At 72.7% G+C, this 18286-nt stretch carries 14 protein-coding genes and 3 tRNA genes; 9 read left to right on the top strand and 8 right to left on the bottom strand.

Annotated features, from left to right (window positions below):
- Nucleotides 1–35 precede the first annotated feature (35 nt).
- The gene (locus ACGFK0_RS20950) at nt 36–608 is read right to left on the bottom strand and encodes a hypothetical protein (RefSeq protein WP_392906920.1); all 573 of its coding nucleotides are present in this window, start codon (nt 606–608) and stop codon (nt 36–38) included.
- 298 nt (nt 609–906) lie between these two features.
- On the opposite strand from ACGFK0_RS20950, the gene ACGFK0_RS20945 reads away from it, so the two are divergent.
- From ACGFK0_RS20945 to ACGFK0_RS20935, 3 genes are all read left to right on the top strand, one after another.
- Nucleotides 907–978 (top strand) — tRNA-Trp (locus tag ACGFK0_RS20945).
- Nucleotides 979–993: 15 nt separating this feature from the next.
- A tRNA-Ala gene (locus ACGFK0_RS20940) sits at nt 994–1064 on the top strand.
- Nucleotides 1065–1118: 54 nt separating this feature from the next.
- Nucleotides 1119–1206: transfer RNA gene (locus ACGFK0_RS20935), tRNA-Ser, on the top strand.
- Nucleotides 1207–1224: 18 nt separating this feature from the next.
- On the opposite strand, the gene ACGFK0_RS20930 is transcribed toward ACGFK0_RS20935, so the two are convergent.
- Entirely contained in the window at nt 1225–2562 is a 1338-nt protein-coding gene (locus ACGFK0_RS20930) for a pyridoxal phosphate-dependent aminotransferase (RefSeq protein ID WP_392906918.1), read from the bottom strand.
- A gap of 184 nt (nt 2563–2746) precedes the next feature.
- Here ACGFK0_RS20930 and ACGFK0_RS20925 point away from each other — a divergent pair, with 184 nt between their 5' ends.
- The 5 genes from ACGFK0_RS20925 (at nt 2747) to ACGFK0_RS20905 (ending at nt 8734) form a co-directional block, all read left to right on the top strand.
- Nucleotides 2747–3673 carry a LysR family transcriptional regulator gene (locus ACGFK0_RS20925; RefSeq protein ID WP_392906917.1) on the top strand — a complete coding sequence of 309 codons (927 nt, stop codon included), beginning with the start codon at nt 2747–2749 and terminating at the stop codon, nt 3671–3673.
- A 230-nt stretch (nt 3674–3903) separates the two neighbouring features.
- Nucleotides 3904–4668 carry a VC0807 family protein gene (locus tag ACGFK0_RS20920; RefSeq protein WP_392906916.1) on the top strand — a complete coding sequence of 255 codons (765 nt, stop codon included), beginning with the start codon at nt 3904–3906 and terminating at the stop codon, nt 4666–4668.
- Between the two features lie 120 nt (nt 4669–4788).
- Nucleotides 4789–5958: an Ig-like domain-containing protein gene (locus tag ACGFK0_RS20915; RefSeq protein WP_392906915.1), complete on the top strand. Its 1170-nt coding sequence runs from the start codon at nt 4789–4791 to the stop codon at nt 5956–5958.
- A 208-nt stretch (nt 5959–6166) separates the two neighbouring features.
- Entirely contained in the window at nt 6167–7348 is a 1182-nt protein-coding gene (locus ACGFK0_RS20910) for an Ig-like domain-containing protein (RefSeq protein WP_392906914.1), read from the top strand.
- Nucleotides 7349–7411: 63 nt separating this feature from the next.
- The gene (locus ACGFK0_RS20905; RefSeq protein ID WP_392906913.1) at nt 7412–8734 is read left to right on the top strand and encodes a glycosyltransferase family 4 protein; all 1323 of its coding nucleotides are present in this window, start codon (nt 7412–7414) and stop codon (nt 8732–8734) included.
- 36 nt (nt 8735–8770) lie between these two features.
- Here the strand turns inward: ACGFK0_RS20905 and ACGFK0_RS20900 are convergent, their stop codons facing one another.
- The 3 genes from ACGFK0_RS20900 to xylB all read right to left on the bottom strand — a co-directional run bounded on the left by ACGFK0_RS20900 (nt 8771) and on the right by xylB (nt 11943).
- The gene (locus ACGFK0_RS20900; protein ID WP_392906911.1) at nt 8771–9280 is read right to left on the bottom strand and encodes a DUF664 domain-containing protein; all 510 of its coding nucleotides are present in this window, start codon (nt 9278–9280) and stop codon (nt 8771–8773) included.
- Between the two features lie 84 nt (nt 9281–9364).
- The gene (xylA, locus tag ACGFK0_RS20895) at nt 9365–10525 is read right to left on the bottom strand and encodes a xylose isomerase (protein ID WP_392906910.1); all 1161 of its coding nucleotides are present in this window, start codon (nt 10523–10525) and stop codon (nt 9365–9367) included.
- A gap of 11 nt (nt 10526–10536) precedes the next feature.
- Complete coding sequence (xylB, locus tag ACGFK0_RS20890) at nt 10537–11943, bottom strand: xylulokinase (RefSeq protein WP_392906908.1); 1407 nt, start codon at nt 11941–11943, stop codon at nt 10537–10539.
- A gap of 106 nt (nt 11944–12049) precedes the next feature.
- On the opposite strand from xylB, the gene ACGFK0_RS20885 reads away from it, so the two are divergent.
- Nucleotides 12050–13255 carry an ROK family protein gene (locus ACGFK0_RS20885; protein ID WP_392906907.1) on the top strand — a complete coding sequence of 402 codons (1206 nt, stop codon included), beginning with the start codon at nt 12050–12052 and terminating at the stop codon, nt 13253–13255.
- Nucleotides 13256–13292: 37 nt separating this feature from the next.
- Here ACGFK0_RS20885 and ACGFK0_RS20880 read toward each other — a convergent pair whose 3' ends face one another.
- Genes ACGFK0_RS20880 through ACGFK0_RS20870 form a run of 3 tightly spaced genes read right to left on the bottom strand, consistent with a single transcriptional unit; the run spans nt 13293 to nt 18198 of the window.
- Nucleotides 13293–14855: a glycoside hydrolase family 43 protein gene (locus ACGFK0_RS20880; RefSeq protein ID WP_392906906.1), complete on the bottom strand. Its 1563-nt coding sequence runs from the start codon at nt 14853–14855 to the stop codon at nt 13293–13295.
- Entirely contained in the window at nt 14852–17173 is a 2322-nt protein-coding gene (locus ACGFK0_RS20875) for a beta-glucosidase (protein ID WP_392906905.1), read from the bottom strand. The genes ACGFK0_RS20880 and ACGFK0_RS20875 overlap by 4 nt, the downstream gene beginning before the upstream one ends.
- Entirely contained in the window at nt 17170–18198 is a 1029-nt protein-coding gene (locus tag ACGFK0_RS20870; RefSeq protein WP_392906961.1) for a LacI family DNA-binding transcriptional regulator, read from the bottom strand. The genes ACGFK0_RS20875 and ACGFK0_RS20870 overlap by 4 nt, the downstream gene beginning before the upstream one ends.
- Nucleotides 18199–18286: the final 88 nt, after the last annotated feature.

The raw sequence follows: 18286 nt of genomic DNA, 5'->3' as shown, positions 1-18286 counted from the left end.
GCGGGCCCGGCCGCGGCGAGGGATCGCGGCGCCCGTCAGCGCTCGTAGCTGGGGTCGGCGACGACCGGGTAGTAGGCGTCGGTGTGCTGGACCCGCATCGTGACGACCGCGCCCTCCAGCGTGTAGTCGGCCTTCACCTGACGGAACATCGCGTCGCTCGCCCAGGGGTTGTAGAGCCGGCCCACGGTCGCGCCGTAGCGCAGATGGACGACGTCGTAGCCGCCGGACGGCATCGACTCCAGCGTGAGGCCGTCGGCGAGGGAGATGGTGAAACGGAACTCCGAGGGGGCGTCGGGGCCGTGGATCACCGTCAGCAGCCGCACGCCGGCCGCCGTCGTCTGCGCGACGATGTCGGTGTCGACGTCCACGCCCACGAAGACCCGCAGGCTGGGTCGCAGCACCTGCGCGACGGTGTCCGCCGCCGCGACGTCGATGCCGAGGTGGATCCGCTGCCCGTCCCTGGTCGGGACCCACACGCCGTCGCGGGCGCGCTGACCCCAGGCGACTTCCGGATTCTCCATCTCCTGGGGCTCGTTCTTGCCCCGCGCGACCAGAATCCTGGAGGCGGCGCTCATCGCCGCGGCAGCCCCGTCCCGTGCATGCCTCATGGCGGGCCCCCTCGCCTTCTTTCATCACTTGCGTGACTTCGTGCTCATCTTGGGTTTATCACGGGCAAGGCGGGCCGGATGCCGCTTGCCTTGCCGTTGGTCGATTCGTGACGTTCGCCCCGTGCGTCGTTGGACCTTACACCACGCTTATACGTGCCGGTCGGGCCGGACTGTGACCCTCCGCACGGCCGCCCGCGGCGCCGATGACGGTGCGCATCCGGCCCTTCACGCAGAAAACACTTTGTGTCGTGCCGGGAACGCCCGCATCATTGGACGCATCGAACGAGCGAAAGAACGATGGGGTGAGCCACCGGATAGGCGGCCGGTCTCCAAAACCGGCGGAAAGTGGGTTCGACTCCTACCGCCCCAGCTGAGCACGGATCACGGGCTTGTGGTGTAACGGCAGCACACTTCCCTTGCAAGGAAGCGATCAGGGTTCGACTCCCTGCTGGTCCACCGGCGTTTCACGCCGCGGGCCGTCCGGTCGCCCGGACGGCCCGCGATTCGCCCGGAGGGTTGGCCGAACGGTAAGGCAGCAGTTTCGAAAACTGACGTCGAGGTGACACTCGAAGGGGTTCGACTCCCTTACCCTCCGCCATTCCCGCCGACTTTCCCGTCAGGCCGGCACCGGCTCGCCCGCGGTGACCGTCTCGGAGAGGTCGGTGAGGACGTCGGTGAGGTGGTCCAGGGCGCCCGCGATCCACGGCAGCGCCGCCGGGGCGGGGGAGGCCAGGGCCGCGAGCCGCCGCTCGTCGTCGTCCCCGTACAGCAGGCTGGGCGCCACCCGCATCCGCAGGGCCGCCGGAGCGTCCCCGAACGAGCTGCCGGGCAGGACGCCGACCCCGTAACGCTCCAGCAGCAGATGTGTCAGGTCCGCGGCCGTCCGGATGCCGTGGTTCTCCCGCAGCGCCTCCCGGACCGGGCCGAAGTCGGGGTAGACGTAGAAGGCCGCCTCCGGCCGGGTGACCCGGGCGCCCGCGGCGGCGAACCGGTCGGCGACCGCGCAGGTGACCGCGGCGTGCAGCCGCCTGCTGCGGTCGATGTGCTCGACCAGCTCGGGCGGCTCGGCGAACGCGTACGCGGCGGCGTGCTGCATCGGGGCCGGGGCACTGGACCAGATCTCGCTCGCCACGCCCAGCAGGCTGTCGCGCAGCGCACGGCCGAACGGGCCGTCCGGCAGCCGCGCGACGCCGAGCCGCCAGCCGCCCGCGGCCAGGCTCTTGCTCAGCGCGGTCGTCACGACGGTCCGCTCCGGCGCGTGCCGGGCCGGGCTCGGCACCGCGCGGCCCGGCTCATGCACCAGGTCGCGGTAGATCTCGTCCGAGATGATCACAAGGTCGTGCTCGCGCGCCACCGCGCACAGCCGCCGCACGGTTTCGGCGGAGGCGATCGTCCCCGTCGGGTTGTCGGGCAGCGTCACCACCACGGCCCGCACGTCCCGGCCCCGCGCCCTGGCCCGCACGACGGCGTCGGCCAGCAGCGCCGGGCTCGGCACACCGCCCTCGCCGGGCGGGGTGGCGACGCGGATCGGCTCGGCGCCCACCAGCGACGTCTGCGCGGCGTAGGTCACCCAGCTCGGCGCCGGCACGACGACGTCGCCGCCGATCGCGGTGAGCAGGGCGTACAGCAGCGGCTTGCTGCCGGGGCCGGCGACGACCGTGGACGGGTCGGTGGGCAGCCCGCGCCGCGCCCAGTAGCCGGCGGCTGCGGCGCGCAGTGCGGCGGACCCGGCGACCGGGCCGTAGCCGCCACGGCCCGCGGCCGCGCCGAGCTCGCGGGTCAGGGCGGGATGTATCGGTATCCCGGCCTCTCCGAAGCCCAGGGGGAGGACGCGCCGGCCCTCCCTGCGCTTGCGCGCGATGGCCTCGTTCACCGCGAGCGTCGCCGACAGCGGGACCGGACGCGGGGTGAAGGGCAGTGGCCGGACGGGTGCGGGCTCTTTCTGGGCAGGCATCGATACTCCAATGGGCATGGCGAATTAGGCATCGCGAAACAGCCATCGCGAAACAGGCACAGCGAAATAGCGGTGGGTGACTGCAGAATCCCCCTGTGTGACCCGGCCGGGCTCGATTTCATACTTGCCCGCTCCTAGCATCATCACAAGCGAGTCTCATCGATGGTGACCGTAAGGTGGAGTGATGCTAGAGCTGCGCCGCCTCCGCCTTCTCGCCGAATTCGCCCGCCGCGGCAGCATCGCCGCGACCGCCGCCGCCCTCGGCTACACGCCGTCGGCGGTCTCCCAGCAGCTGTCCGCGCTGGAGCGGGAGGCCCGCGTCCCGCTGCTGGACCGGACCGCCCGCAGCGCGGAGCTGACCGATGCGGGGCGCCGCCTGGCCGAGCGCGCCGAGGAGATCCTCGGCCTGGTCGAGACCGCGGAGTCGGAGCTGTCGGCGCATTCGGAGACCCCCACGGGACGCGTCGTCGTCACCGCGTTCCCCACCGCCGCCGTCGCCTTCGCGCCCGCCCTGGCGCACAGCCTCGGCGAGCATCCCGGGCTGGCCTTCGTCCTGCGCCAGACCCGGCGCGGCGACGGCATCCGGCAGGTGCAGAACGGCGAGGTGGACATCGCGCTCATCGACGACTGGACGGGCAAGGTCCCCGACCAGTCGCCGGCCGCGCTGGAGTTCTTCCATCTGCGCCGGGACCCGCTGGTCCTCGTCGTGCCGGCCACCCATCCCATGTCGGACCCGGCCCTGCCCGTGGACCTGCAGCGGCTGCGGGAGGAGCCGTGGATGGCCGCGCCGCCCGGGGAACTGTCCCGGCAGGCCGTCGAGCGGCTCCTGGACACCGTCGGCGGGGCCCGTCCCGTCCCGTGGGAGTTCGAGGGCCTGCACACGATCCTCAGCCTGGTGGCGCGGGGGATCGGCATCACCGCCGTGCCCGCGCTGGCCCTCGCGGCCGGCGACCAGGACGTGGCGGTGCGGCGCATCCCGGAGTGCACGCTGGCCCGCGAGGTCTACGCCGTCACCAGGACCGCGAGCGTGCGCAGGCCGTCGGTGGCGGTGACGCTCCGGGCCATCTACGCCGCGGCTCGCGACGCTCAGCCCGCCCCGCCGGAGAGCTGAGCGAAGGGGCCGCTAAAGTCGGAATCAGGGCCGGGGTCACACGGGTTCGACTCTGGCCGTTTCCGGACGCCACCCGCACCGAACGGGACGCGCAGCCGAACTAAGGAGCGGACGGCCGCGTAGCCCGGGTGATCTCAAAACGGACATACGGGTGCGGATCATCACGTACGGTGGGGCGAATCGTGAGCACATCCGAGTTCATGCACACCGATCGGGGAGCACACCGCTCGATGGATCGACCGGCGACCATGCCCGCACCGCCCCTCGGGGCGGCGGAACCTCCCGCACCCGCGGCGGACGCCCCCGCGGGGCTCACGCGTGCGGCCGAGCCCGAGGACGCGCACGGCGGCGGGAGCGCCGTCTTCGAACTGCCGCGGGTGCCGGCGCTGCTGATGCACGCGCTCCCGCGGTTCGTCGAGGGCGTCATCGCCCCCGTCGTTGTGTTCTACGTCGCACTCGTGCTCCTGGGGCTGACCGGGGCGCTCGTGGCCGCCGTCGTCTGGGTGTACGGCGGCATCGTCTACCGGTACGTGCGCGGGCACCCGGTGTCGGGGATGCTGCTGCTGGCCGCGGTCGGCGTGACCGTCCGCGCGGGACTGGCGGCCGCGACGGGCAGCGCGGTCGTGTACTTCCTGCAGCCGACGCTCGGGACGCTCTGCGTGAGCATGGCCTTTCTCGCCTCGGTGCCGCTGGGGAAGCCGCTGGCCATGAAGCTGGCCAGGGACATGGCGCCGATCCCCGACGCGTTCTACAAGCACGCCAGGGTCCACCGGTTCTTCCTGCGCATCTCGCTGCTCTGGTCGGCGGTCCTGCTCGCGAACGTGGGCGTCAGCCTCTGGATGCTGTTCAGCCAGTCGATCAGCATGTACCTGTGGATCCGCACCGGCATCGTCGCCGGGCTGGGCGCGATCGGCATCGCCGTGTCCGTGTGGGGCTTCAAGCGCGTCGTGCGCCACGTGAACCGCGAGCCCGCCGAGGGCGTGCAAGCCGCCTGAGCGGCCTCATCCGGCCTGAGCAGTGATCACCCGGCCGATGGGCCGAACTTCCGGCCCGTCTGCGGCGTCTCCATTCTCAGATAGTCCGACACGGGGCGATATTTCGAGTTTGGGGGAGTTGTGGCGACTAGGGGCCGTTTCAGGCTGGTGCTGACCGGTACCGCGAGCGCGGTCGCGATGCTCGCGACCGCCTGCACGGTCGGCGGCGGGGGCAAGCTGGCCGCGGGGAACTCGGGCGAGCCCGTGACGATCACCCCGGTCAACGGGACCGCACAGGTCAAGCCGGACGGAAAGATCCAGGTGAAGGCCTCGGACGGCGAGCTGCAGAAGGTCACCGTCCAGGGCGAGGGCGCCACCATCACCGGGACGTTCGGCGACGACCGCAAGACGTGGCACTCCACCCGGACGATGACGCCCGGAACGTCCTACACCGTCACCGCGCAGACCCGCGACGACGGCAAGACCCGCACCGTGACCAGCTCGTTCAGCACGCTGAAGGCCGCCCAGACGCTCTCGATCGCCGATGTGACCCCGAACGTCGAGGGGGAGAAGGTCGGCGTCGGCATGCCGATCATCGTCCGGTTCGACCGGCCCGTCACCGACAAGGCCGCCGTCGAGCGGGCCCTGCGGGTCAAGCCGGCCAAGCCGGTCGAGGGCGCGTGGCGGTGGGTCGCCCCCGACCAGGTCATCTACCGGACGAAGACGCACTGGCAGCCGCACCAGAAGGTCGCCTTCCACGCGGCGCTGGCCGGGGTCGACGCGGGCGGCGGCGTCTACGGGGCGAAGGACGCGCAGGCGACCCTGAACATCGGCGCCGCGCAGATCACCACCGGCGACATCGGCAAGCACGAGATGACCGTCACGCGGGACGGCGAGAAGCTGCGGACCATCCCGTTCAGCGCGGGCAACGGGCAGACGCGGGAGTACACCACGACGAGCGGCGTCCACCTGCTGATGGGCAAGGGCAACCCCGTCACGATGACGGCCCCCGGCCGCAAGCCGGGCGACCCCGGGTACTACAAGACGGTCGTCGACCACGCGGTCCGCTTCTCCAACAGCGGCGAGTTCGTGCACTCGGCGCCCTGGTCGGTCGGATCGCAGGGCTCGGCGAACGTCAGCCACGGCTGCATCAACGTCAGCCCCGCCAACGCGCGCTGGTTCTACGACATCATGCAGCGCGGCGACGTCATCAAGCTGACCGGCACCGACCGCCAGATCGAGTGGGACAACGGCTGGGGCTACTGGCAGATGTCCTTCGACAAGTGGCGGCAGGGCAGCGCGCTGGGCTGACCTTTCACCGCCGCGCCCCCGGTACGGGCCGGGCGGCGCGCCGTTCTGCAACGCTTTGATCTCGGACACCTGCAAAAACCCTGTGACGTGGCATGATCGACGACTTTTGTCGCTAATGTCTCTCTGGTAGTTCGGCGGGGTACTGGAGGTTGAGGTGCAGCGGAGGTTTTCCGCAGGAGTTCGGGCGGGCACGGCACTGGCGGGGGTCGTGTTGCTCCTTACCACGGCCTGCAGCGGGGGAGAGAAGGACAACGGCGTCACCGTCGGTGAGAAGGCCGACGCGAACGCACCGCAGGTGACGATCGACCCCGCAAACGGGAACGCCAAGGCGAAGCCCGAGGACGGTGTCACGGTCACCGCCGCGGGCGGGACGCTCGCCAAGGTCACCGTCACGCTCAAGGGCAAGCAGGTCGACGGGAAGATGGCCGCCGACAAGACCACCTGGAAGTCGCGCACGCTGCGTCCCGGCTCCAAGTACCAGGTCACGGCGGTCGCCACGAGCCCGGAGGGCAAGTCGACCACGGTCAACGCCGCGTTCGCCACGCAGAAGGCGCCACTGGAACTGAAGATCGCCGACGTCACGCCGCAGAAGAACGAGAAGGTCGGCGTCGGCATGCCGATCCGGGTGGTCTTCAACCGCGGGGTGGCCGACAAGGAGGCCGTGGAGAAGGCCCTGGAGGTCAAGTCCACCAAGCCCGCCACCGGGGCGTGGCACTGGGCGAACGACACCACGGTGATCTTCCGTACCAAGAACGGCCAGTACTGGCAGCCCAACCAGAAGGTCCTGTTTCGGGCCAGGCTGTCCGGTGTGAAGTCGGGCAAGAAGACCTACGGCGTCTCCGACTACGCGCGCCCGTTCCGCATCGGCGACTCGCACATCCTCACGGTCAGCACCAAGAGCAAGAAGGCCGTCGCCAAGGAGAACGGCAAGAAGGTCCGTAGCTGGCCGATCAGCGCCGGCAAGGGCGGGCGCGTGGTCAACGGCGTCGACACCTACCTCACCGCCAGCGGCATCCACCTGACCATGGGCAAGGAGAATCCGGCGGTCATGACGTCGGAGTGGATGGGCGTCGATCCGAAGGACAAGAAGAACGGCGGCTACAAGGAGGTCATCCCGTGGGCGGTGCGGATCTCCGCCACCGGCGAGTACGTCCACGAGATGGCCGCGACCGTGTGGGCGCAGGGCGAGCAGAACGTCAGCCACGGCTGCATCAACTCGCCGCCCAAGGACGCCCGCTGGTTCTACAAATGGTCCTACCGCGGCGACCCGGTGATCATCACCGGCAGCAAGCGCGGCCTTGACCCGTTCAACGGCTGGAGCTACTACGAGATGTCCTGGAAGCGCTGGGTCAAGGGCAGTGCGCTCGAGCGCTCCGTGACGACCGGCTGATGTTAACCGGGCTCTCCGCCGGGAAAGAGCAGGCCACGACGGCCGGCTTCGATGGGGGGCCCGGTGAACGAGCCAGTGCGCAAGCTGAGACTGCGGCGCCGCGTCCGGCGCAGGGCACACCGTGTTCTGCGCCGGGCGGCGCTCTGGACGTTGCGTCCGCTGCGATGGAGGCGCGTACCGCCGCCGGGTGAGCGCCTGCGCGTCCGCGTTCTCCTCCAGAACGCGCACGGGACGGGCGGCACGATCCGCACCGTGCTGAACCTGTGCGGGCACCTGACCCGCGACCACGACATCGAGATCGTCAGCGCCCTGAAGGGGAACCCGAAGCCGTTCTTCCCGCTTCCCGCCGGCGCCGCGATCACCTACGCCGACGACCGCTTCGCCGCCAAGGGCAGGGCGGCGCGCCTCCTGGCGCGGTTTCCGAGCCTGCTGATCCCGGCGGAGGAGTCGTCCTTCCGCTTCATGAGCCTCTGGACGGACGTGTGCCTTCTGCGCGCCCTGCACCGCACGCCGTCCGACGTGCTCATCGCGACCCGGCCGTCCCTCATCCTGCTCGCCGCCGAGCTCACGCCGCGCGGTACCGCGACGATCGGGCAGGACCACATGAGCCTGGAGTCCTACCGGCCGCCCCTCCGGCGGCTGGTCGTGCGCGCCTACCGCCGGCTCACCGTGCTCAGCGTCCTCACCGGGCCGGCCCGCGCCGGTTACGAGACGGCCCTCGCCGGATCCGGCGTCCGCATCGTCCGGATCCCCAACGCCTCGCCGCCGCTGCCGGGACGGCCGTCCCGGCGCGAGCACAAGGTCGTGCTTGCCGCCGGCCGCCTCGTCGCCAACAAGGGCTTCGACCTGCTGATCCGCGCCTACGCGCCGATCGCCGCCGAGCATCCCGACTGGACGCTGCGCATCTTCGGCTCCGGGCTGCGCCGGGACCGGCTCGGCGCCCTGATCACCGAGCTGGGCCTGACCGGGCGGGTGGAGCTGAGCGGTTTCACCCGCGACCTGCACGGCGAGATGGCGCGCGCGTCGATCTACGCCCTGTCGTCCCGGCGCGAGGGCATGCCGATGGTCATCATCGAGGCCATGGGCATGGGACTGCCGGTCGTGTCGTTCGACTGCCCGTTCGGCCCCCCGGAGCTGATCACGCACGGAAGCGACGGCCTGCTCGTCCCCACCGGAGACGTGGACGCGCTCACCGCCGCGCTGCGCGAGCTGATCGCGGACCCCGCGCTCCGCGACCGGCTCGGCGAGCGGGCCCGGCGGTCCGCGCGGGCCTACGACCTGGAGCACATCGGCGCGCGGTGGTCGCGCCTCATCTCCGGGCTTCGGCCGTCCGTGCCGCGCGACATCACCCGCAGGCCGGAGAAGCCGCGGAAGATCCCCGCCTGAGCGGCTGCGGCGCGGGCCGGTGGCGTCGGGTGCGGCTCAGCCGCGCAGGAGGAGACCGCGGACGAAGGCCGCCTGGCCTGCGTGCTGCAGGTCATCGGAGATCACGCTGACCAGCCGCACCGCCAGCGTGACCGGCGGGTCCCAGGCGCTGTCCACGACCCGGCCAAGATCGTCGTCGGTCAGCGAACCCACGTACTCGGCGGTCCGGTCGTGCACGGCGTCGTGATAGCCGGTCAGCAGGTCCGCCGAGTCGACCTGGACCGCCGCGACCTCGTCCCCGGTGTGGCCGTAGCCGGTATCGGACGGGTCCAGCGGGAGCCCGAACCGGCCGGCCCAGCCGTCCCGCGTCCACACCTGCGCGGTGCCGGCGGCGTCGGCGATGTGATCGTCCTGGACGCGGGTGAGGTGCCAGACGAGCCAGCCGATCGAGTTGGCCCCGTCTCCGGCGCGGTAGGCGAGCTGCCGTGGGGTGAGCCCGCCGGCCGCGTCGTGGACCGCCTCCCGGATCCGGCCGAACGCGTCGGTGAGCAGTTGCGCGCTGGTCATTGCCCCGACGCTACCCCAACGGGCACCCGACGTGCGGAAGCCCGCCCCCGGGAGGAGAGGGCGGGCTTCCGCGGGGACGGGCGTCTAGGAGCGGACGCCGTAGAGGTGTTCGAGGGCGAGCTGGTCGAGGTGCTCGAACGCGGTGCGGCGGGTCGCGAGGGCCTCGATGTCGGGGGAGGCGTCGCGGACGGAGCGCCAGTCCTCCCCGTCGGCGAGGGTGGGCTGTGCCAGCTCCTCCAGCTTGGCCTCGCGCAGGGCGCTCTGGACGTCCGGATCGGCGCGGAAGGCGCGGGCCTTCTCCCGCAGGATCAGCCAGTTGCGCATGCACGCCGCCGCCGACTCCCACACGCCCTCGTCGTCCTCGGTGCGCGGCGGCTTGAAGTCGAAGTGGACCGGGCCGTCGTAGTCGCTCTGCTCGATCAGGTCGACCACCCAGAACGCGCCGCGCGCGTTGCCGGCGCCGAACCGCAGGTCCTGGTCGTAGCGGGGGCCGTGCTGCCCGTTCAGGTCGATGTGGAACAGCTTGCCCTGCCAGAGCGCCTGCGCCAGCCCGTGCGCGTAGTTCAGCCCCGCCATCTCCTCGTGCCCGACCTCGGGGTTCAGGCCGACGTTGTCGGAGTGCTCCAGGGTCTGGATGAACGCCAGGGCGTGGCCGATCGTGGGCAGCAGGATGTCGCCGCGCGGCTCGTTCGGCTTCGGCTCGATCGCGAACCGCAGGTCGTAGCCCTGGTCGGCGACGTAGGCGCCGAGGACGTCGAACGCCTCCTTGTAGCGGTCCAGCGCCGCCCGCACGTCCTTGGACGCCCCGGACTCGGCGCCCTCGCGGCCGCCCCAGCACACGTAGACGCGGGCGCCGAGCTCGGCGGCCAGGTCCAGGTTGTCCATGACCTTGCGGAGTGCGAACCGGCGCACGTCGCGGTCGTTGGCGGTGAACGCCCCGTCCTTGAAGATCGGGTGGCCGAACAGGTTCGTGGTGGCGGTGGTGACGACCAGGCCGGTCTCGTCCAGCGCCTTGCGGAACGCGTCGATCCTCCCCTGCCGCTCGGCCGGCGTGGCGTCGAAGTCGAACACGTCGTTGTCGTGGAAGTTCACGCCGTAGGCGCCGAGCTCGGCCAGCTTGCGGACGGCGCGGTCGGCGGGCATCGGCGGCCGGGTGCCGGGGCCGAACACGTCGACGCCCTGCCAGCCGACCGTCCAGATGCCGAACGAGAACCGGTCCTCGGGTACGGGTGTGTAGTCGCTCATGGGAGACCTCCTCAGATCTGCGGGGCGGAGTCGCGCAGCGCGGCGTAGCGTCCGCGGATGTCCTGCCCGGTGTGCTCGCCGGTGTGCCCGGTCGCCGGCGGCGCCGGCCATTCGGTCGCCGGCGGCGCCGGCCATTCGGGTGGCTCGGGCGTCCCGGCGAGGGCCCACGCGGCCTGCCGGGCGGCGCCGAGCGCGACGTACTCGGCGGGCTCGGGGACGGTCACGGGCGTCCCGAAGATCGCCGGGGCGAGGGCCCGGACGGCCTCGGAGCGGGCGCCGCCGCCGATCAGGAGGGTGCGGCGGGGCCGGATGCCCTGTGCGGCGAGATGGTCGACGGCGTCGGCGAGGGAGCACAGCAGCGCCTCCACCGCCGCCCGCGCCACGTTCTCCCGCGTCGCGTTGGACGTGGTGAGCCCCGCCAGGACGCCGGTCGCGTCCGGCCGGTCGGGGGTGCGCTCGCCGTCGAGGTAGGGGAGCAGCGTCACCCCGCCGGCGCCCGGTCCGGCCGCGAGGGCGAGCGCGGACAGCTCGTCCAGCGCGGCCCCGGTCATGGCCGCGGCGGCCGACAGGATCCGGGCGGCGTTGAGCGTGGCGACGAGGGGCAGGAACCGGCCGGTGGCGTCGGCGAACCCCGCGACCAGGCCGGACGGGTCGGCGGCGGGCTCGTCCGCGACCGCGAAGGCCGTGCCGGACGTGCCGATCGACACCACGACGTCGCCGGGCCGCAGCCCGAGGCCGAGCGCGGCGCCCATGTTGTCGCCGGTGCCGGGGCCGAGCGCCGCGCCCCATGCCGTCTCGCCGGCGCGCTCGCCGGGGGCGGCGACGCGCGGCGTCTCGGCGTCGTGGCCGAGCGCGGCGCGCAGCAGGTCGGGCAGGTAGGCGCCGGTGGCGGGGGACCAGTAGCCGGTGCCGGACGCGTCGCCGCGGTCGGTGACCGGCTCGGGCGCGCCGAGCCGCAGCGTCAGCCAGTCGTGCGGGAGCATCACCCGCTCGGTGCGCCGCGCGTGGCCCGGCTCGTGCTCGGCCATCCAGCGCAGCTTGGTCACGGTGAACGAGGCGGGCGGCACGCTGCCGGTCCGGTCCGCCCACGCCTTCGCGCCGCCGAACTCCTCGACGAGGGCGCGGGCCTGCGGCGCCGAGCGCGTGTCGTTCCACAGCAGCGCGGGCCGGACGACCTCGCCCGCGCCGTCGAGGGCGACCATGCCGTGCTGCTGCGCGGCGACGGCGACCGCGTCGGCCCGTTCGAGCAGGTCCCGCACCCGCGTCAGCGCGTTCCACCAGTGGTCCGGATGGCATTCGGTCCCGTCGGGGTGCGGGGCCGACGCCTCGGCGACCACGGTGCCGTCCGCGGCGCGGCACAGGACGACCTTCGTCGACTGCGTCGAGGAGTCGACGCCCGCGACCAGGCTCTCGGCCATCCGTCCCACTCCTTCATGCGAAGTCGTTTCGTAAAGAGCGTGGACTAATTAACGTAGCAGAGGGGTACCGTCCTGCCTATACACGTGTTTGATTTAGGGTTCATTCATGACGAAGTCCGCGAACGCCCCCGTCCGGCACGCGACGATGCGCGAGCGGAACCTCGCCGTCGTGCTGGAGCACATCGCGCGGCACCAGCCCGTCACCAGGGCGCGCCTCGCCGAACTGACGGGCTTCACCAAGACGACCGTCTCGAACCTCGTCGCCCTCCTGGAGAGCGCGGGCCTGGTCCGTGGCGGCGCGCCCGTCCACGAGGGGGAGCGCGGGCGTCCGGGTGTCGGGGTGTCCGTCCACGGCGACGGCGCCGCCGGGCTCGGCCTGGAGGTCAACGTCGACTACCTCGCCTCCTGCGTGATCGACCTCGGCAAGCAGGTCCGCTACCGGCACGTGCTCAGCTCCGACAACCGCGGACGCGAACCAGGCGCCGTCCTCGCCGCCCTCTCGGCCCTCGCCGCGGAGGCCGTCTCCGCCGCCGCCGGGCAGGGGCTCACCGTCGCCGGCGCGGCCGTCGCCCTCCCCGGCCTGCTCGACCGCGAGAACGGCGTCGTGCGCCACGCCCCCAACCTCGGCTGGACCGACGTCCCCGTCACCGGCGCGCCCGGCCTCGACGCCGCCCTGCCCGCCGAGTACGACAACGAGGCCAACCTCGCCGCTCTCGGCGAACTGTGGTTCGGCGGCGGGAACCGGTTCGGCGACTTCGTGCACGTCTCCGGCGAGATCGGGATCGGCGCCGGCATCGTCGTGGACCGCCGGGTGTTCCGCGGGGCCCACGGCTTCGCCGGCGAACTCGGGCACCTGGTGGCGGAGCCCGGCGGTCCGCCGTGCTCCTGCGGCGGCCGCGGATGCCTGGAGCAGATCGCCGGTCAGGAGGCGATCCTGCGCGCGGCCGGGCTTCCCGTGACGCGGCCCGCGGCCGGGCCCGGGGGCCCGGTGAGCACGCTCATCGACCGGCTGAACTCCGGCGACGAGACGGCCCTGCACGCGGTGGACCGGGCCGGCCGCGCGCTCGGCGGTGCGCTCGCGTCCGTCGTCAACCTGATCGACCCGGACACCGTCGTGCTCGGCGGGGTCTTCTCCCCGCTGGCCGAATGGGTCCGTCCCCCGCTCCAGGAGGTCCTGGCCGACGGCCCCGGCTCGCTCCGCCGGGGCGTGCCGCCGGTGGAGATCTCCGGCCTCGCCGAGGGCGCCGCCGTCCTCGGCGCCGCCGGCCTCGTCATCGAACGCGTCATCGCCGACCCGGCCCTGCTCCTGTGAACGACCCCATGATCGTTCACAGGAGGCGCGCCGCGGATCAACGGGGGAGCGGGTGGTACTCGAACCAGGCGAAGTCGGCGTGGTTGATGCCGGCCCGTCCGTTCGCGGTGGCGTAGAGGCCGATGTAGGCGCCGGTGAAGCCGCCCGCGACCTGGCTGCTGAGGATGTCGCCGTCCACGGGATCGCCGAGCGGCGTCCAGCCGCCCGCCTCCACGGTGTTCCCCGGCTCCAGTGCGTAGGACGCCTGGTACCAGCGGCCGTGGGCCTCGAAACCGAGCCGGACCCGCCCGGGAGCGGCCGGCGCCTTGGCCAGCACGGTTTCGATCCCCTGCTCACGCTTGATCAGCCGCAGCCCCTGGCTCGTCGAGACGAGCAACACGTGGAAGTCGTTGTTCTGGACCAGTGCGAGGCCCGCCCACTCCTCGTTCGCCGGGACGAAGTCGAGCGAGGTGAAGGCGGCGAAGTCCGGGTGCTGCTGGCGCCGCCCGACGAACGAGGGGTTGGCGACGTCGGCGAGGCTCTCCGGCCGCACGCGCAGCCGCAGATGCCCCGGACGCTCGTCCAGGCTCCACCAGCGTTCCCGCGGAGGCCGCAGCATGTTCCAGACCGGGGCCAGCTCCGGCCCGTCGAACTGGTCGCACATCGGGGCGGCGGGCCAGGGATGCGGAGGCAGCGCCGGAACCGGATGGTCCGGCTCGACCCGGCCGCCGGTGACCGGCCATCCGTCTTCCCAGGTGACGGGCGTCAGGAACGTCTCCCGGCCGAGGACGCACCGGTCGTCGCGATGCGGGCGCATCCCGAGCAGCACCATCCACCACTCGCCGCCGGGCGTCTCCACCAGGTCGGCGTGGCCGGTCCCGACGATGGCCTGGCCCGTCCCGAGGTTGCGGTGGGTCAGTACCGGGTTGCGCGGGTTCCCCTCGTACGGGCCGGTGACGGTGTCGGCCCGCGCGACCATGACGGCGTGCTCCAGCGCGGTGCCGCCCTCGGCCGTGAGCAGGTAGTACCGTCCGCCGATCTTGTAGAGGTGGGAGCCCTCCGACCAGATCGAGCCCTTCAGCGCCCCGTCCCAGAGCACGTGCTCATCGCCCGTCAGCGCCAGGGCGGACGGGTCGAACTCGCGCAGCCAGATCTCCGTGTGCCCCTCGTACCGCCCGGTCAGGCGGGTGCCGGTGCACCAGGCGCGGCCGTCGTCGTCGAAGAACAGGGACGGGTCGATGCCCTCGCCGTCCAGCCGGTGCGCGTCCGACCACGGCCCGGCGGGGTCGGACGCGGTCATCACGAAGTGCCCCGACCACTCCTTGCCGTCCACCAGCGTGCAGACCAGGTAGAAGCGGCCCTCCTGTCCGGGGGGCGCGTGGTAGCGCAGCGTCGGCGCGTACAGGCCCCCGGATGCGGGGACGCCGTCCAGCGGGAGCTGCTCCGGCCGGTCCAGCGCGTGCCCGGCGTGCCGCCAGTGCACCAGGTCGCGGCTGTGGAACACCGGCAGGCCGGGGAACCACTCGAACGTCGACGTCACGAGGTAGAAGTCATCGCCCACCCGGCAGATCGACGGGTCGGGATGGCAACCCGGCAGGATCGGATTGCGGAATCGCGTCATGGCAGCGTGACCTCCACGGGGACGGTCAGCACGCGATCCGGGCCGAGGGTGCGCACGGGCCCGTCCAGGACGAACGACCCCCGCAGCGGCAGATCGGCGCTCGACCGCCCGACGGCGACCTCGATCGCGCCCGGCTCGACGATGCGTCGCAGGTCGGGGCCGGTGAACGAGGTGCGGTCGGCGTGAACGTCGAACACGATCCGCGCCGCGTCGCCCGGCTCCAGCCTGACCCGGGCCCAGCCGGCGAGCCAGCGGACCGGCCGGACCACCGACGCCACGGGGTCCGACAGGTACAGCTGCACGACCTCCGTCCCGGCGTGGTCCCCGGTGTTGCGGACGACGGCGCTGACCTCGACCGACCCGTCCGTGGCCGCCCGCTCGTCCACGTGCAGGGCGTCGTACTCGAACGTCGTCCAGGTCAGGCCGTATCCGAACGGGTACCGGGGGACCGGGTCGACCACGCTCCAGTCGTGCCCGCCGTCCATCTTCGACCGCAGGTAGGTGACGGGCGGGCCGGACGCGCGGCGCGGCACGCTGATCGGCATCCGCCCGGACGGCTCGACCCGCCCCGACAGGATCCCGGCGACCGCCCGGCCGCCCTCCTCGCCCGGGAAGAACGCCTGCACGACGGCCGCGGCGCGGTCGCCGATGCCCTCCAGCGCGTAGGGGCGGCCGGTGAGCATGACGATGACCGTGGGCGTGCCGGTGTCGATCACCGCGGTGGCCAGCTCGGCCTGGCGGCCGGGCAGCGCGAGCGTCTCGACGTCGCAGCCCTCCCCGGAGGTGCCGCGGCCGAAGATCCCGGCCCGGTCGCCGAGCGCCAGCACGCACAGCTCGGCGTCGCGGGCCGCCGCCACGGCCGCCTGGATGTCGGCGTCGTCGGTCACGAGAACGTCCTTGGAGCCCGCCACCCGCACGTCGGGCAGTTCGCCCTGGAGCGCCTCCGCCAGCGTCGGGAACTCCACCCCGAGGGGCAGTTCCGGATGCTGCCTGCCGACATGGCTCGGGAACGTGTAGCAGCCCATCATCGCGAACGGGTCGTCGGCGAGGGGGCCCGCCAGCACGACCCCGGCGCCGGAACGCAGCGGCAGCGTCCCGTCGTTGGCCAGCAGCACGACCGACTCCTCGGCGAGCCGCCGTGCCAGCGCCCGGTGCTCGGGCGGGTCGAAGTCCAGCTCCGCGCCGTCACCGTCGCCCGGTACGCCGTCCAGCAGGCCGAGTTCGGCCTTGAGGGTCAGGACACGGGCGGCGGCCCGGTCCAGGAGCTCTTCGGAGACGGCGCCCCGGCGGATCTCCTCGATCAGGGGAGTGCCGTAGCAGCGCACGGTCGGGAGCTCCATGTCGATGCCGGCGCGCAGGGCGAGCGCGGCGGCCTCGCCCCGGGAGGCGGCCACGCGGTGGCGGGTCTCCAGGAACGAGACGCCGAAGTAGTCGGCGACGACGATGCCCGTCAGACCCAGCTCGTCGCGCAGCAGCCCGGTCAGCAGCCGCTCGTCGGAGGCGGCCGGCATCCCGTCGACGTCGGTGTAGGAGTGCATGACCGAGCGGGCGCCGCCGTCGCGCAGCGCCATCACGAAGGGTTCGACGATGACGTCGGCGAACTCGCGCGGCCCGATCGGCGTGGGGGCCATGTTCCGGCCGGCGCGGGAGGCGGAGTAGCCGGCGAAGTGCTTGAGCGTCGAGACGACCCCGGATCGTTCCAAGCCCCGGACGTATGCGGTGCCGAGAACGCTGACGAGATACGGGTCCTCCCCGATGCACTCCTCCGTCCTGCCCCAGCGCGCGTCGCGGACGACGTCCAGGACGGGCGCGAGGCCCTGGTGGACGCCGGCCGCCCGCATGTTCTCCCCGATCGCGGAGGCCATCTCGCCGACGAGATCGGTGTCGAACGTCGCGCCCCAGGCGGGCGGGCTGGGGAAGACGGTGGCGCCCCACGTCATGAAGCCGTTGAGGCATTCCTCATGCGCGATCGCCGGGATGCCGAAACGGTTTCCGGCGGCGACGCGCCGCTGCAGATCGCGGAGCCGCGCGGCGCCCTCCGCGGCCGGGACGGGAGCGGTCCCGAACACGCGGGTGAGCTGGCCGAGGCCCCGGTCGAGGATCTCGTCCAGGGAGGGGGCGGTCTCGTTCGAGTCGTCTTCCATGGGAGCCACGGGCTCGCCGGGCTCGGCGGGCAGCGCCCAGTATCCGGCGAGCTGGCCCGCCTTCTCCTCCGGCGTCATCCGGGCCAGCAGGTCGGCGACCCGCTCGGCGACCGTCAGCCCGCGGTCCCGCCAGGGCTCACGGGTCGCACTCGCGGCCGGGACGGCTTCGGTCATCGCTCCTCCGATGGTGGTGGTGCGGTGGAGGCGCGGACACGCAGATCGGTGGCCAGCTCCACGCGGGGGGTCAGGGGCGGCCGTCCGTCGAGCAGCTGGAGCAGGGTCCGGGCGGCGACCCGTCCCATCTCCTCCAGCGGCTGCCGGACGGTCGTCAGCGGTGGCGACAGCCACTCGCAGGTCGGCAGGTCGTCGAAACCGACGACGCTCAGGTCCTCGGGAATGCGCAGGCCGGCGAGCCGGGCAGCCTGGTAGGCGCCCATCGCCTGCTCGTCGCTGCCGGCGAAGATCGCCGTCGGCGGATCCGGGAGCTCCAGCAGCTCGCGCGTCCGGGCGAAGCCGCCCTGGTGGTGGAAGTCGCCGTACCGGACGAGGTCCTTGTCGACCTCGACCCCGGCGCGCTCCAGGGCCGTCCGGTAGCCGTCCACCCGGGCCTGGGTGCACAGCATGTCCGCCGGGCCGCCGATCATTCCGATGCGGCGATGGCCGAGCCCGAGCAGATGCTCGGTGGCGGACATCCCGCCGGCCCAGTTGGTGGCGCCGACGCTGGCGATGTCGTTGTCCGGCAGGTTCACCGGATCGACCAGGACGAGCCCCACGCCGGCCCGGGCCAGCTGGTCGCGCTGCCGGCGCGTCATCCGGGACGTCACCAGGATCACCCCGTCGCTGTGGTGCAGCGCGGGCAGGTTCTGCCAGCTCGGCGGGCGGGCGTCGTCCTCGCGGACCAGCGAGACGACGACGCCGGTGCCGTGCTCGGCGCATTCGGCCTCCACGCCGCGCAGGATCTCCACCGCCCACGGGCTGTCGAGCCCGGCCAGGACGAGGTCGATCAGGCCGGACCGGCGGGCGCGCCGCGCACCGCCGGGTCCGGGGTAGTTGTGGGTGCGCAGCAGCGCCTCCACCCGCTCACGGGTCGCGGCGGCGACGTCGGTCCGGCCGTTGAGGACCTTGGACACCGTGGCGGGGGACACCCCCGCCTCGGACGCGATGAGCGCCAGGGTCGGCCGGGACGGCGGATCCGGCATCTCGTCGGTGGTGCGCACGGGCACGCTTCTCTCCTCCCCGAGGAAACGATTGCGAACAGTATCGCAATGTTTCGGCCACTCCTAGCCC

Source organism: Spirillospora sp. NPDC048823, assembly GCF_043198445.1.
GTDB lineage: Bacteria > Actinomycetota > Actinomycetes > Streptosporangiales > Streptosporangiaceae > Spirillospora.
The sequence above is the reverse complement of the archived record's forward strand: the minus strand, read 5'-3'. Positions and strand labels throughout refer to the sequence as shown.